Here is a 14,412-nt window from a genome sequence, read left to right as displayed (position 1 = left end):
GCTTGGCAGTGAGCAGAAAATCTACCGTGTCGCCGGCACGATCAACGGCGCGGTAGAGATATTTCCATTGGCCTGAAACCTTGATGTAGGTTTCGTCCATGCGCCAGCTTCTACCCACGGAGTGCTTGCGCCGGCGGAACACGGCGGCCAGAACCGGCAGCACCTTGATCGCCCAGCGATGAACCGTGACGTGATCCACGAAAACACCGCGCTCCTGCATCATCTCCTCGATGTGGCGCAAGCTCAGCGGGTAGGCCGCATACCAGCGCACGCAGGTCAACCTCACCTCAAGAGGGTAGTGCAACCGTTTGAGGACCTTGTGCAGCGTGCTGTTGATCAGACTTTGGCGGAAATCAAGCATGGCTCAGATTGTCGTTTATGCTTACTGCAACAGAGCCTCCAAAAGTCACTCCAGCTTTGATGCCATGCGATTTTCAGCATTTTGCATATGCGTTTGCATGGCGACGCTTGCGGCAACGGCATCTCTCGCAGCAAGAGACGCATAAATTGCTTCATGTTCTGACATGGACTTCTGCCAAACCGTATTGCTTAAAAAGTGATTTTCCAGTTGGTAGTAAATCGGCGTTGTCCTATGTTGCCAAAGTGTTTCCAGCAGCAGTATGTATGCGGGGTTGCCCGATGCCTCAGCAATGCTCAGATGGAACTGCCGGTCCGCCCCGATCAAACCGGGCTTTCCCACAGCACAAGTCCGGAGCTCATCCAGTGACTCTTTGACGCGTTGAACCTGCAACGGCGTTGCATTCCTAACGGCCAGCACCGCAATCTCCATTTCAAGATGAGACCGGGCGCGAATTACGTCGAACGGACCCAGCGGCGAGCCAGAGGCGACGGTGTGGCCATCCGGGATTGGTCGTCCCAGAACAAATATTCCCGAACCACTGCGAACCTCAACGATCTTCTCCATCTCAAGAGCAATCAGTGCTTCCCGCAAGGAAGGCCTGCTCACCCCAAGCTTTGAGCATAAATCTCGCTCGGCAGGCAAGCGCTCACCGACCTTATATTCGCCTGCTTCGATCAGGCTCGCAATTTGGGATGCTACCTGTCGATAGAGGCGCTGAGATTGAATGTTTTGAAACGGCATGCTCTACATCATAGGGTTACTTTTTGGTAAGGCCAAATTGTAATCTTCAAAAAAATTGCTATCCAAATTAGGGTTTACGTGGACGAAATTTCAAAAAAATCCGCGTAATATTCGTTTTGGCCAGCTGGTAAGGCCAATTTAATGAACGGCTTACCGGTCGGTTGACAGGATAGCCGACTGTCAGATAACTGACTACACCCCAACCATGAACATTACGCAAGTTGCCCTTGGGCGTCACCTACCGCCAACTGCGCCCCCGAGCGGCCAATGGACACCGTTACCCGGCAACGGCTCGGGCATGAAATATTCACTCGACTTCAGTACCTTGCTGCCCTACTGGCCAGCCTTCTTGAACGGTGCCTGGCTCACACTCAAGATGACTGCTGTCGCGGTGGTAGTCGGCATGGGTTCGGGCACTTTGCTGGCTTTTGCCAAACGAAGCAAAATCAAACCGCTAGCCAGCGTCTGTGCAGCGTACATCGAAGTGGTGCGCAACACACCGTTTCTGGTGCAGATATTCCTGCTGTATTTCGGACTTTCGAGTGTCGTGCGGACCTGGTGCCATAGCCGGGCACCCACCAACACTGCTACTTTACTTTGGTGAGGAGGCGCCTGCGCAAGCCACGCCTGCCCAAACCATGGTCGCATTGAGACTCAAATTGCGGCTGGCTAGCAAAACGCTCACTGTCCATAGATTGATATTTTGGTAAGGCCAAATTGCTAATTCTTTGAAAAAACTAGGGTTTACGTGCCCATCATTTCACAAAAAGCGATGTACTATTTATTTTGGCCAGATGGTAAGGCCAATTCAACATGGAGATCAGAATGCGATTATCGGGAAAAACGGCGGTAGTAACCGCGGCAGGACAAGGAATTGGCAGGGCCTGCGCACTGGCGATGGCCGCCGAGGGGGCTCATGTTTGGGCCACCGACGTTAACGCCGAATTGCTTGCAACTTTTGCGGGTGTTGAAAACGTCTCTGTTGCAACGCTGGATGTTTTAAACCGCTCCGCGATAGAAGCTTTCTTCGCATCCGTGCCAGCCGTCGATGTCCTGTTTAACTGTGCTGGATTTGTTCATAACGGCACGATTTTGGAGGCCACCGATATTGAATGGGAGTTTGCCTTCAACTTGAACGTTAGATCTCAATTCTGGACCATCAAAGCGGTGCTGCCACACATGCTGGCTAAAGGTAAAGGCAGCATCATCAATATGGCGAGCGTTGCCAGCAGCATCAAGGGTCTACCGAATCGCTTTGTTTACGGTGCCAGTAAGGCCGCAGTCATAGGTTTGACCAAGGCGGTGGCTGCGGATTACGTGGCACGCGGAATACGTTGCAACTCAATTTCCCCTGGCACTGTTGACACTCCGTCCTTGCAGGATCGCATCAACGCGTACGCTGATCCGGAGCAGGCGCGAAAGAACTTTCTGGCGCGTCAGCCTACCGGCCGGCTAGCGCTACCAGAGGAGATGGCACCTCTCGTTGTCTTCCTGGCAAGCGATGAGGCGGCCTTCGTAACGGGTCAAAACTATGCGGCTGACGGCGGCATGACGATTTAAAAATTGATTGGAGAAGTGAATGAAATTAGTACGCTACGGTGATATTCACCGTGAGAGGCCTGGTCTGATTGACGACGATGGAAGGTTACGCGATTTGACATTGATGGTGGATGACCTTGGATCGGAACATCTGGGTCCAACGTCACTACAGAGGATTCGGTCCGCTGACTGGAGTGCCTTACCACTTGTTGATGGAGAACCTCGCCTGGGCTGCCCTGTCAGAAACGTGGGTAAGTTCATTGCGATCGGCCTCAACTACTCGGATCATGCTGAGGAAACCAATCTGCCAATCCCCGTCGAGCCCATTGTGTTTATGAAGGCAAGCACCTGCATCCAGGGTCCAAATGACCCCGTCATGTTGCCCCGGGGATCAGTGAAGACGGACTGGGAAGTCGAGCTAGGCGTGGTGATCGGCACACGTGCTCGTTATGTCGCCGAATCGGATGCACTTTCCCACGTCGCTGGTTACTGCGTTATCAATGACGTCAGCGAAAGAGAGTACCAATTGGAACGCGGCCCGCAATGGGACAAAGGAAAGGGCTGTGACACATTCGGCCCCATTGGCCCCTGGCTCGTGACGTGCGATGAAATTAAGGACCCGCAAAACTTGAATATGTGGCTAGACGTCAATGGCGAACGGATGCAAACCGGAAGCACGCGCACGATGATTTTTGGGGTCGCCAAACTGGTGAGCTACGTCAGCGAATTCATGACGTTGATGCCAGGTGACATCATCACTACAGGAACACCTCCCGGTGTCGGATCCGCGAAAGTTCCCCCGAGATTTTTGCGAGAAGGCGACTTGATTTGCCTAGGAATAGAGAAGCTCGGCCAGCAGGTCCAGACCGTGATCCCATTCAAGCGGTAGTCCATTGTTGGATTCGTCAGTAACCACAACCGCAAGAAAGAGGAAGTACAAATGAAAAGTCATGGAGCAAAAATATGTGCGGGATTTATGTTGCTTGGCCTGGTGCTGTCAGCCACACCCGCCATGAGTGCCGACTCTCCGGAAAACCCCGTGGAGCTGGTCGTGCCATTTGCGGCAGGGGGCGCAACAGATGCCTTAGCCGGGGGCGACCGATTCGGTCAGCCCAGCCGAAGTGTTTACCTAAGTATGCAGTGGAGAGCTGAAGACCCATCGCAGTGATGGTCACCAAGCGACTCAACGGATTTGAGTCGGTTCCGATCCAACAAACCAGTCAAGTGAAGGGCCACTTTCCATGAACGTAATTTACACGACAATCGACAGCAAGACGGATCAAACGCGTACTGCTTCCTTAGACATTCTCCGGAATGCCAATATCCGCAGAGCCGTTGTGGCCGCGACGGTGGGCACGTTGATCGAGTGGTATGACTACGCTCTTTATGGCGCAGCATCCGGCTTGATCATCAGCAAGCTGTTTTTTCCCCAGTTGTCTCAAATCAATGGTGTCTTGGCTGCCTTCGCCACATTCGCCGTCGGGTTCTTCGCGAGGCCGCTAGGCGGTGTTGTGATTTCTCACATCGGGGATCGATATGGCCGAAAACCGGCATTGATTTTCACCATCTCGCTGATGGGTGGTGCAACGATGGCCATGGGATTCCTGCCTACCTTTGCTCAGGCCGGAATTGTCGCGCCGATTCTTCTCGTGCTGCTGCGGCTCCTGCAGGGCTTCGGTGCGGGCGCCGAGCTGGCCGGCGCCATCACGCTGGTTGCCGAATACGCCCCACCTGCCCGGCGAGCTTTCTACACGGCGATTCCCAATGCAGCCACGGTGGGAGGCATCATGCTTGCGACGCTGGTCTTTCTGGCGATTTCATCGGCACCTGACGAAGCGTTGTTTACATGGGTATGGCGGATACCATTTCTTCTGTCTGGTTTGTTGTTTGTCGTTGCCCTCTACATTCGCAACAGGCTTGATGAAACTCCTGAATATGTTGCCGCGATGGCGAAAATGAACGAGCGTCATTCCGAGCGGAAGGTTCCTATTTCTGAACTTGTCAAGAATAGTCCAAAGGAATTATTCTTCGGTTTTCTTGCCGTTACCGGCCATAACGCCAACGCCTACATCCTCGGCGCATTTGCGTTGAGCTATATGACGAATACGTTGGGGATGACACGCACTGACGGCCTTCTCATAGTCTCCATCTCAGTTTTTTTTGGGATCGTGGGGGCACCATTGATGGGAGTCTTGGCCGATCGCATCGGTAGTGCCAAAGTCTTCATGGCAGGGGCGGCATTCGCGTTCGTGATGGCCTTTCCCCTTTTCCAGCTTCTCGACACCAAAAATTTCGCATACGCGACCTTGGGCATGAGCCTCGCATATGGCATCAGCTTCGGTTGCATGGCGGGTGCACAAGGCGCTTTCCTCGCCAATCTGTTTCCTGCACGCTATCGATTTTCCGGCATCGCTATCGCACGAGAACTCAATGGCGTGGTAATCGCGGGTCCGACGCCGTTCATCGCGGCGGCGCTGGTTGCTTATGCTGGAGGAAGACCCACTCTCGTTGCAGTCTTTGTCATGGCCTGTAGTGCTTTGACCATCGTTTCCGTCTGGGCGATCAAGCACCTTTCCAAACATACTACTTGATGGTCGTCCCGAAAAAAGTTGATGATTTCAGGGAAGACCACGCCAGTTTGGGTTCTGTCGCGATAGTGGAGTCAGGCCGAAAAGAGTTGCTCGGTTGGACTGGCGATCAAGCTGCAAGGCTGTAGAACTTGACGTCGCCGCCGCGCTGGAGCGCCATGTGCCCGTGGCTCATACCCTATATTCACTTGCGTAACGTGGTCGGCAAAGTTCCGCACTACAAGGAAGTCTTCATTGATGAGGGACAGATCGACGTAAAGAGAATCCTCACCATCCTCACGGATTGTAAATTCGACGGGGTGATCATCCCGACCATTCGCCGCAGGTCAGCGGCCCCGCACCCTGGCATGCCGGGATGGCCTTTGCCATGGGTTACCTCAACGCTTTAATGAAAAATCTCTGATATTAGGAACAAAAGATGAGCACAATCTGGAAAAATGATGACGAGTTGTTTGCTCTGGTCAAACAGAAGCTCTTTGTCGCGCTGGTTGGCGATGTCCTCGACAAGATGGGATGCCACCATCAGTTTCTTTCTCCATATCTAAAACCCATCCAGAGCAAGATGATTATCATCGGGCGGGCGATGCCGGTTCTCGAGGCCGACTTCTTTGCCGAGGACGGGAAAGGTCATGCCACAATTTCTAACCAACCCTTCGGGCTGATGTTTGAAGCGTTAGATGATTTGAAGAAAAACGAGGTCTACATTTGCACTGGGTCCTCACACCGCTATGCTCTCTGGGGCGGATTGATGTCCACACGCGCTATGCTTTGTGGTGCTGCCGGAGCGGTGGTTCATGGCTTTCATCGAGACTCCAATGAAATCGAACGATTAGGTTTTCCGGTCGCATCCTTTGGCAGTTACGCTCAGGATCAAGGACCACGCGGCAAGGTGGTTGACTGGCGAGTTCCGATTGAAGTTGATGGGGTGCGGGTAAACAACGGCGATATTATTTTCGGTGATCGTGACGGCGTCTTGGTCATCCCAGCGGATATGGCCGAGAAAGCCTTCACCGGCGCGCTTGAAAAGTCCAAGGGGGAAAATAAGGTTCTCAAAGCCTTGCAGAAAGGGATGCCAACTGTCGAAGCATTCGAGAAGTTCGGCATCATGTAGCCCGTCTTTTTATGATCAGTTATTTTATTTACTGATGTTACGCACTCTCAAGGGAAGATTTTTGATTGTGTCGCAATAGCGGAGTAAGGCCGAAAAGAGTTGCATCGTTGGCCTGGCAATCAAACTGCCGGACTGTAAAACTGCCCAGCTGGCCAAGCTATGTCCGCAGCTGATCAGTTTTAGGCCCTGGCGATCTGATCGCCGACCAACAGTTCACCTTTTCTCGGCTACGCCTCCTTATTGCGACAGAACTAGTCAGCGCGCCAACTGCGGCGCTTCGCCTCGGCACGGTTGACCGAAATGGTAGGAGAATATGAAGTGGTGGGAGATGCATGGGTTGCTCAATGGGACTGCCCAATGCAATCGGGTTACACAATGATCGGGGAAACGAGATGAGCGAAATCCGTTATGAGAGGCCAAAGACGGCGGAGGCGGCGGTTGCGCTGCTGGCGGCGGCGAAAGGCCCGGCCAGGGTGCTGGCGGGGAGCACAGACCTGCTGATCCAGATGCGCTCGGGGCGCCTGAAACCGGAGTTGCTGGTGGACATCAAGGGCATTGCCGAGATGACCTCGATTGTTGCCGAGAACGGCGGGTTCCGTCTTGGCGCGGCGGTAACCTGCATGGAGCTAATCGAGCATGAGGGATTTTCCAGGGCTTGGCCTGGCGTGACCGATGGAGTCAAGCTGATCGGCTCGATCCAGGTTAAGGGGCGCGCGACGGTGGGGGGCAATGTGTGCAACGCCTCGCCGGCTGCCGACAGCGTACCGGCGCTGATTGCTGCGGGGGCGAGCGCGAGCATTCTGGGGCCCAGTGGCAGGCGCGAGCTGCGGGTGGAGGATATTGCCGCGGGGCCGGGCAAGACCTCGCTGGCCAAGGGGGAGATCGTCACCGCGTTTGTGCTGCCGCGGCGCTCGCCGCGATCGGGCGATGCATATCTGCGCTTCACGCCGCGCACGGAGATGGACATTGCGGTGGTTGGTGTGGGGGTGAACCTGACCCTGGATGACAAGGGGGTGTGCACTCAGGCGCGGGTCTGCCTGGGGGCGGTTGCCGAGCGCGCCTTGCTGGTGCCGGAGGCGGCGGCGACGCTGATTGGCACAAAGGTCGACGCTACGGCGCTGGTGCGGCTGGCTGCTGCGGCCAGCGCGGCCTGCCGGCCGATCGATGACAAACGCGGAACCAAGGAATTCCGGATCAAGGTGGCCGGTGTGCTGGTGCGGCGCGCGGCACAAATCGCCCTCGAAAGGGCGAGGGGGAACAACTGATATGGTCAAGCATCATGTAACGACGACGGTGAACGGAGATGCGGTTGAGTTTTTGTGCGAAACGCACCAGACGCTGCTGGAAGTGCTGCGCGACGAGTTGCGGCTGACCGGCACCAAGGAAGGCTGCGGCACTGGCGATTGTGGAGCCTGCAGCGTAACGCTGGACGGGCGCCTGGTGTGCTCGTGCCTGGTGCCTGGCGTTGAGGCCCAGGGCAAGTCGATCCAAACGATCGAGGGAATGGCGGTGGGCGAGAACCTGCATGTGTTGCAGCGCAAGTTTCTTGAGCACGCGGCGCTGCAGTGCGGCATCTGCACGCCGGGGATTCTGATTGCGGCGCGCTCGCTGCTGGAGCGCAACCCGGATCCGAGCGAAGAGGAGGTCCGCTACGGGTTGGCCGGCAATCTGTGCCGCTGCACCGGGTATCACAAGATCGTCGATGCGGTGCTCGATGCCGCGCGCGAAATGCGGAGGGGCTGAGCATGTTGCCCAAGACGAAGAACACGGAAAAAGAACTGAAGGTTGTCGGCACCCGCCCGGTTCGGCCGGATGGCGTACCGAAGGTGACTGGTCTCGCTCAATACGGCGCTGACTTCTCCTTGCCGGGCATGCTGTGGGGCAATATCTTGCGCTCGCCGCATGCGCATGCCCGCATCCGCTCGATCGACACTTCCAAAGCCCAGGCGCTGCCCGGTGTCAAGGGAGTGATAACCTCCGCGGACCTGCCGGAGCAGCAGTTCGAGTATGTCGGCCCAGAGCGTGTCGCGGTGAATTACTGGCACATGACGCGCAACATCATGGCGCGCGAAAAGGTCCTCTACGAGGGGCACGCCGTCGCTGCCGTCGCCGCGATCAACCCGGCCGTCGCCGATCAGGCGTTGCGGCTGATCGAAGTCGATTATGAGGTGCTGCCGCACGTCATCGACGTGGACGAGGCGATGCGACCCGACGCTCCCCTGTTGTTCGAGAACATGTTCACCCGGGGCGTCGAGCCCGCGCCCAGCAAGCCCTCGAACATCTCCAAGAGGCTCGAGTTCAAGATCGGCGATATCGAGGCTGGCTTCGCCTCAGCCGATGAGATCGTCGAGATGAGCTTCAAGACCTCGCCAGTGCATCAAGGCTATATCGAGCCGCACGCGTGCCTCGCGCGCTTTGACGCTGACGGCCAAGGGGAGCTCTGGTCGTCGAGTCAGGGTCACTTTATGGTGCGCGCATACACGGCGAAGCTCCTCGGCATGGACATCAGCAATGTGCTGGTCCATCCGGCCGAGATCGGTGGCGGCTTCGGTGGCAAGACCGTCATCTATGTGGAACCAGTCGCGGCCGCTTTGTCCCGCAAGACAGGCCACCCAGTGAAGATCATGATGAGCCGGGAGGATGTGTTCAAGGCCACCGGACCGACTTCCGGTTCGGCGATGACGGTCAAGATTGGGGTCAAGAAAGACGGCAAGATCGTCGCCGCCGACGGCCTCTTCAAGTTTCAGGCCGGCGCCTTTCCCGGCTCGCCGGTCATTAATGCTTGCATGTGCGGCTTTTCTCCCTACGAGATCCCGAATGTGCGCTCGGTCGGCTACGATGTGGTCTGCAATCGGCCGAAGTCGGCCGCATACCGCGCTCCCGGCTCGCCAATCTCTGCCTTCGCCGTGGAGAGCGTCCTTGACGTGGTCGCGACCAAGATCGGCATGGACCCCCTGCAATTGAGGCTGAAGAATGCGGTCAAGGCAGGATCGCCAACCGTCTGGGGGTCCAAGCATGAGCACGACGGCTACGCCGAAACCATTCAGGCACTGCTGCAGCATCCCGCCTACACGGCACCGCTCGGCAAGCATCAGGGCCGCGGCGTCGCCTCGGGCTTCTGGTTCAACGGCGGCGGCGAATCGAGCGCGACGGTGCACGTCAACGAGGACGGGACGATCGTCGTCGCAACCGGCAGTATGGACATCGGCGGATCACGCGCGTCGATGGCCATGATGGCGGCCGAGACGCTGGGCGTCCCATACGAGAAGGTGCGGTCAATCGTCGCTGACACCGGCTCGGTCGGCTACACCCACGTCACAGGCGGCTCGCGCGTCACCTTTGCGACCGGCATCGCCGTGGTCGAGGCGTGCAAGAAGGTGATCGACGAACTGCGCGCCCGGGCGGCTTTGATCTGGGACGTGGACGCGCAAGGCGTGATCTGGGAGGACGGCTGCGCCAAGCCTGCGAGCAAACGTGACGGCGAGTTTGAGCCGTTGTCGCTCAAGATAATCGCTGCCAAGCGCGCGGCGACCGGCGGACCGATCGGCGCCGAAGCGACAGTCAATGCGGGCGACGTGGCGCCAGGCTTTGCCACACAGTTCTGCGACGTCGAGGTCGACCCCGAAACGGGCACGGTGAAGATTCTGCGCTTCGTTGCAGCGCAGGACGTGGGCCGAGCCATCCATCCGAGCTATGTCGAGGGGCAGATCCAAGGCGGCGTGGTGCAGGGGATTGGCTGGGCGTTGAATGAGGAATACATCTACGATCAGGCGGGACGACTTACGAATGCCGGTTTCCTTGACTATCGGATCCCGGTCGCGTCTGATGTGCCGATGATCGACGTGGTGCTGGTCGAGGTGCCGAATCCGAACCACCCGTTCGGCGTCAAGGGTGTGGGCGAGGTGAACATCGTCCCGCCGACGGCGGCGATCGCCAACGCGATTAGCCACGCGATCGGCCGGCGCATGACCGAACTGCCGATGTCGCCGCCGAAGGTGCTCGCGGCGATCGACTCAAGCCTCGGGGGTTAGCATCGTCCAGCTGCCCAATCTATGTCAGCAGCTGATCAGTTTTACACCCTGGCGATCTGATCGCCGACCAACACCACACCTTTTCTGGTTCTGTCGCATTAACCGGAATTCCAAAAAATTGCCCGCTACAGGTAGCGTGTATAGTCAAAAATTTGACTACCTATGGTGTGTCGAAAACGCCGAAAACGGCTAATGCGACAGAATCCGGTAGCTCAACGGATAAGCCGCGTACCAACGGATGCACACCAGAATCACGTCGATTGGGAATCGCATCCCTTTGGTAGCCAGCATCGCGTTTCAAACTTTCTCTGTCAAAGCACTCACCATAGACCAGCGGGCGGCTTGACCGTCAACGCGACAGAACCCGCGGCAGGGCCGCCCAAAGATCAATTGCTTCAGGAGTGACCCACAGGGTCAGGCTGCCGCGTGCGCGAAGTGCCGCGTCATACTCACGCCAGTTGCGCACCGCGTACTCCATCTTGGGAATATGATGGCGGCACTTAGCGTTGTGTTTGTTGGGCATGCGGCATTGGCTTCTTGATCGGGGCGACCAGCCTAACAGACCTCTGTCGACGATCCGTGCAACAACGCCCTTGATCACTGTACTTTCGCACCACAGTCTTCTGGGATGATGATTAGTAGTCAACGCCCATCAGCCGCGCAAAAGAACAAAAGTACCTTGGCACCATTGCTTTACTTCTCAACCAATAGGCAAGGCCGTCTTGTATCTGACTTGTTTGAGAGCAAAACTAGAACGTATTTTTTCGACCTGAGCAATTGGCGACAACTGCTCCAAAATGAACCTTTCGAGTGATGGCATGTCGGCGATAGCGACGCGGATCAGGTAATCAGCGTCGCCAGTCATCAGATAGCACTCCATCACCTCCTCGCGTAGACAGATACGTTCTTCGAAAGCCTGCAAGGCCTTACGACTTTGCTGTTTGAGGCTGATGGAAATGAAAACATTCAAGTGCAGACCGAGTTGCTGTGCATCGAGGAGAGCCACGTAACTTCGTATCAATCCTTTTGACTCGAGGGCGCGAACCCGCGCCAAGCACGGCGAAGGAGACAGATGGACGCGACGGGCAAGTTCAACGTTCGACAGACTTGCATCGGTCTGAAGTTGTTTCAGTATTCTGAGATCTACGCTATCAATATTCATTGTGCTTCCACATTACATGTTTGCAGCCGGATGTGCCGTCAAACGACATTTTAACGGCTCAATTCAGCTACAAATTTCGGGCAAATGATTCTACAGTGACGCCATTGTTAGATTCGTTTGATGAGATGTAGATATGAATCAGTTACCAGCAACCACACAATCCCTTGAGTCAATCGATTCAGACGCCAGTGAAACCGCCGAATGGCGCGATGCACTCATGTCGCTGCTGCATGCGTCCGGAGCGCAGCGCGCGCGCGAGATTCTTGACATGCTCGATGAATTGGCGCGGGATCCAAAGATTGCTTGGCAACCAGCACGCGGCACGCCTTATGTGAATTCGATCTCCGTGGATCGCCAACCCGCCTTCCCAGGTGATCTGGCGATGGAAGAGCGAATAGCCTCGCTGGTTCGCTGGAATGCGCTGGCGATGGTGGTGCGCGCCAATCTGGCTTATGGTGAACTGGGTGGCCATATTGCCAGTTATGCCAGTGCAGCCGATCTGTTCGAGATAGGCTTCAACCATTTCTTTCATGCCCGCAGTGAAGACTCTAGGCAGGGACAGTTGGGCGACCTGGTGTTCTTCCAGCCGCACAGCTCACCGGGAGTGTACGCACGCGCCTTTCTGGAAGGGCGTCTGGACGCCGAAGATTTGAGCCACTACCGACAGGAGCTTACTGCACCCAAGGCGATAACCGGCAATGGGGCGCGTGGCCTGTGCAGCTATCCACACCCCTATTTGATGCCGGACTTCTGGCAGTTCCCGACCGGATCCATGGGTATTGGCCCAATCAGTTCGATCTTCCACGCGCGCTTCATGCGCTATCTCACTCACCGTCAATTGCTTGACTGCTCAGCGAGAAAAGTCTGGGGGGTTTTTGGCGACGGTGAGATGGATGAGCCTGAAAGCATGAGCGCACTCACGCTGGCAGCACGGGAAGGATTGGACAACCTGGTGTGGGTCGTCAACTGCAACTTGCAGCGGCTCGATGGCCCGGTTCGCGGAAATGGACGCATCATTGATGAGCTGGAGCAGCTGTTTGTCGGCGCGGGATGGAATGTCATCAAGCTGGTTTGGGGCAGCGACTGGGATGGACTGTTCGCCAGGGACGTCAGTGGATCGCTGGCAAAAGCATTCGCAAACACGGTGGACGGCCAGATGCAGACCTTTGCAGCAAAGGATGGTCGCTTCAACCGAGAGACATTCTTTGGTCAGAATGAGGCCTTGTCCGCGTTGGCTCAGGGCATGACTGACGAGCAGATCGACCGCCTCAAACGTGGCGGGCACGACATGGTCAAAATTTACGCAGCTTATGCAGCTGCCGTGCAGCACAAGGGACAGCCAACTGTAATTCTGGCGCACACCAAGAAGGGCTACGGCATGGGAAGTGCGGGTCAGGGCAAGATGACCACGCACAGTCAGAAGAAATTTGACGAGACCGATCTGATCGGGTTTCGCAATCGCTTCCAGTTGCCATTGAGCGACGAGCAGGTAACTTCTCTAACTTTCTATCGACCTCCTGTTGACAGCGTGGAAATCCAGTATCTGCAAGCCCAACGTCAGAAGCTGGGGGGCTACCTCCCCAAACGTTTCACCGCCTGTGAGCAGCTTGCAATTCCAGAAATCGCGAGTTACGCCCAGTTTGCGCTGAAGGCGGATGGCAAGGAAATGAGCACCACGATGGCTTTTGTACGAATGCTCGCTAACCTTCTCAAGGATCGAACTTTGGGCTCACGCGTTGTCCCCATCGTGGCAGACGAAGCACGTACGTTCGGTATGGCCAATTTGTTCAAGCAGGTCGGCATTTACTCTAGCGTGGGCCAGCGCTACGCGCCAGAAGACATTGGCTCCGTGCTGAGCTACCGCGAAGCATTGGATGGGCAGATTCTCGAGGAGGGAATTTCCGAAGCGAGCGCCTTGGCCAGTTGGACTGCCGCGAGTACCAGTTACAGCGTGCATGGGTTGGCCATGCTTCCTTTCTACATCTATTACTCGATGTTTGGCTTCCAGCGAGTCGGCGATCAGATCTGGGCGGCTGCGGATCAGCGGGCAAGAGGTTTCTTAATTGGCGCAACTGCAGGGAGAACGACGCTCGGCGGCGAGGGTTTACAGCACCAGGATGGCACCAGTCACCTGATCGCTGCCACCATCCCCAACTGCAAGGCTTATGACCCCGCATTTGCTGGTGAACTTGCCGTCATTATTGACAACGGGATGCGCGAAATGTTGATGGAACAGAAAGACGTCTTCTACTACGTTACCGCGATGAATGAAAACTACGCCCAGCCGAGCTTGCCAGAGTCGGCGACAGAAGGGGTTATCAAGGGCTGCTACCGGTTTGGCTGCTACACCGGTGCCAATATTTCGACGCCAGGAGAAGAAGGGCCCATTGAGGTGACTCTGATGGGGTCGGGCACAATTTTGACTGAAGTCATCAAGGCTGCGGAACAGTTGGTCGCCGAAGGCATTTCATCGACCGTCTTCAGTGTTACCAGTTGGAGTGAGTTGGCTCGTGAAGGTCAGCGTTGCATCGAATCCGTTGATTCTCCAGAAGTTGTGTCACCCTACATTTCTCAGCTGCTTGAGGAGAGTGGTGGTCCAATTGTTGCAGCCACTGACTATGTGAGGGCCGTTCCGGAGTCAGTGCGGGCTTTCGTCCCGCAAGACCGTTCCTACGCAACCCTTGGCACGGACGGATTTGGACGTAGTGACACACGCGCTGCCCTGCGATCGTTCTTCGGAGTCAATGCGGAAAGCATCGCTGCGATGGCAAGACGAAGTTTGCGAGCTCAAAAAGCATGAGTCGCATTCAACGTCAAATCAATCAATCCGCAATATGAGCTTTATAGAAGTTTTCGGGTTTTGTTGCGATAGTGGAGTC

At 56.2% G+C, this 14,412-nt stretch carries 12 protein-coding genes and 2 pseudogenes; 9 read left to right on the top strand and 5 right to left on the bottom strand.

Features of this window, described 5'->3' with window-relative positions; genetic code table 11:
- Positions 1 to 361 (bottom strand): IS6 family transposase (locus B3F77_RS14830; protein ID WP_293605700.1); only part of this gene is annotated, 361 nt, incomplete at its 3' end.
- Positions 362 to 406: 45 nt separating this feature from the next.
- A complete protein-coding gene (locus B3F77_RS14825) occupies positions 407 to 1,102 on the bottom strand; it encodes a FadR/GntR family transcriptional regulator (RefSeq protein WP_293605699.1) in 696 nt (231 codons plus the stop codon).
- A 205-nt stretch (positions 1,103 to 1,307) separates the two neighbouring features.
- On the opposite strand from B3F77_RS14825, the gene B3F77_RS20805 reads away from it, so the two are divergent.
- From B3F77_RS20805 to B3F77_RS14785, 8 genes are all read left to right on the top strand, one after another.
- Positions 1,308 to 1,706, top strand: coding sequence for an ABC transporter permease subunit (locus tag B3F77_RS20805; protein WP_349678420.1), 399 nt, complete (start codon positions 1,308 to 1,310; stop codon positions 1,704 to 1,706).
- Between the two features lie 221 nt (positions 1,707 to 1,927).
- Entirely contained in the window at positions 1,928 to 2,662 is a 735-nt protein-coding gene (locus tag B3F77_RS14815; RefSeq protein WP_293605701.1) for an SDR family oxidoreductase, read from the top strand.
- Between the two features lie 19 nt (positions 2,663 to 2,681).
- The gene (locus B3F77_RS14810; RefSeq protein WP_293605698.1) at positions 2,682 to 3,530 is read left to right on the top strand and encodes a fumarylacetoacetate hydrolase family protein; all 849 of its coding nucleotides are present in this window, start codon (positions 2,682 to 2,684) and stop codon (positions 3,528 to 3,530) included.
- Between the two features lie 352 nt (positions 3,531 to 3,882).
- On the top strand, positions 3,883 to 5,232 hold the full coding sequence (locus B3F77_RS14805; RefSeq protein ID WP_293605697.1) for an MFS transporter: 1,350 nt from the start codon (positions 3,883 to 3,885) through the stop codon (positions 5,230 to 5,232).
- Between the two features lie 415 nt (positions 5,233 to 5,647).
- Complete coding sequence (locus B3F77_RS14800) at positions 5,648 to 6,340, top strand: RraA family protein (protein WP_293605696.1); 693 nt, start codon at positions 5,648 to 5,650, stop codon at positions 6,338 to 6,340.
- Positions 6,341 to 6,732: 392 nt separating this feature from the next.
- Positions 6,733 to 7,605 carry an FAD binding domain-containing protein gene (locus B3F77_RS14795; RefSeq protein ID WP_293605695.1) on the top strand — a complete coding sequence of 291 codons (873 nt, stop codon included), beginning with the start codon at positions 6,733 to 6,735 and terminating at the stop codon, positions 7,603 to 7,605.
- 1 nt (position 7,606) lies between these two features.
- The gene (locus B3F77_RS14790) at positions 7,607 to 8,083 is read left to right on the top strand and encodes a (2Fe-2S)-binding protein (RefSeq protein ID WP_293605694.1); all 477 of its coding nucleotides are present in this window, start codon (positions 7,607 to 7,609) and stop codon (positions 8,081 to 8,083) included.
- Between the two features lie 2 nt (positions 8,084 to 8,085).
- Complete coding sequence (locus B3F77_RS14785) at positions 8,086 to 10,371, top strand: xanthine dehydrogenase family protein molybdopterin-binding subunit (protein WP_293605693.1); 2,286 nt, start codon at positions 8,086 to 8,088, stop codon at positions 10,369 to 10,371.
- Positions 10,372 to 10,569: 198 nt separating this feature from the next.
- On the opposite strand, the pseudogene B3F77_RS21130 reads toward B3F77_RS14785, so the two are convergent.
- The 3 genes and pseudogenes from B3F77_RS21130 to B3F77_RS14775 form a co-directional block, all read right to left on the bottom strand.
- A pseudogene (locus tag B3F77_RS21130) lies at positions 10,570 to 10,662 on the bottom strand (IS6 family transposase); the annotation flags it as partial.
- 61 nt (positions 10,663 to 10,723) lie between these two features.
- Positions 10,724 to 10,894: pseudogene (locus B3F77_RS14780) on the bottom strand (IS5/IS1182 family transposase); the annotation flags it as partial.
- A 177-nt stretch (positions 10,895 to 11,071) separates the two neighbouring features.
- Positions 11,072 to 11,533 (bottom strand): Lrp/AsnC family transcriptional regulator, encoded by a 462-nt coding sequence (locus tag B3F77_RS14775; protein ID WP_293605692.1) that lies wholly within the window; start codon positions 11,531 to 11,533, stop codon positions 11,072 to 11,074.
- Positions 11,534 to 11,666: 133 nt separating this feature from the next.
- Between B3F77_RS14775 and mdeB the strand changes: the two genes are divergently transcribed.
- Positions 11,667 to 14,333: an alpha-ketoglutarate dehydrogenase gene (gene mdeB, locus B3F77_RS14770; protein WP_293605691.1), complete on the top strand. Its 2,667-nt coding sequence runs from the start codon at positions 11,667 to 11,669 to the stop codon at positions 14,331 to 14,333.
- The last annotated feature ends 79 nt before the right edge of the window (positions 14,334 to 14,412 follow it).

Source organism: Polaromonas sp. UBA4122 (assembly GCA_002381615.1).
GTDB lineage: Bacteria > Pseudomonadota > Gammaproteobacteria > Burkholderiales > Burkholderiaceae_C > Polaromonas.
Note: the sequence above shows the minus strand (reverse complement) of the source record. Positions and strands in the feature narration are given on the sequence as shown.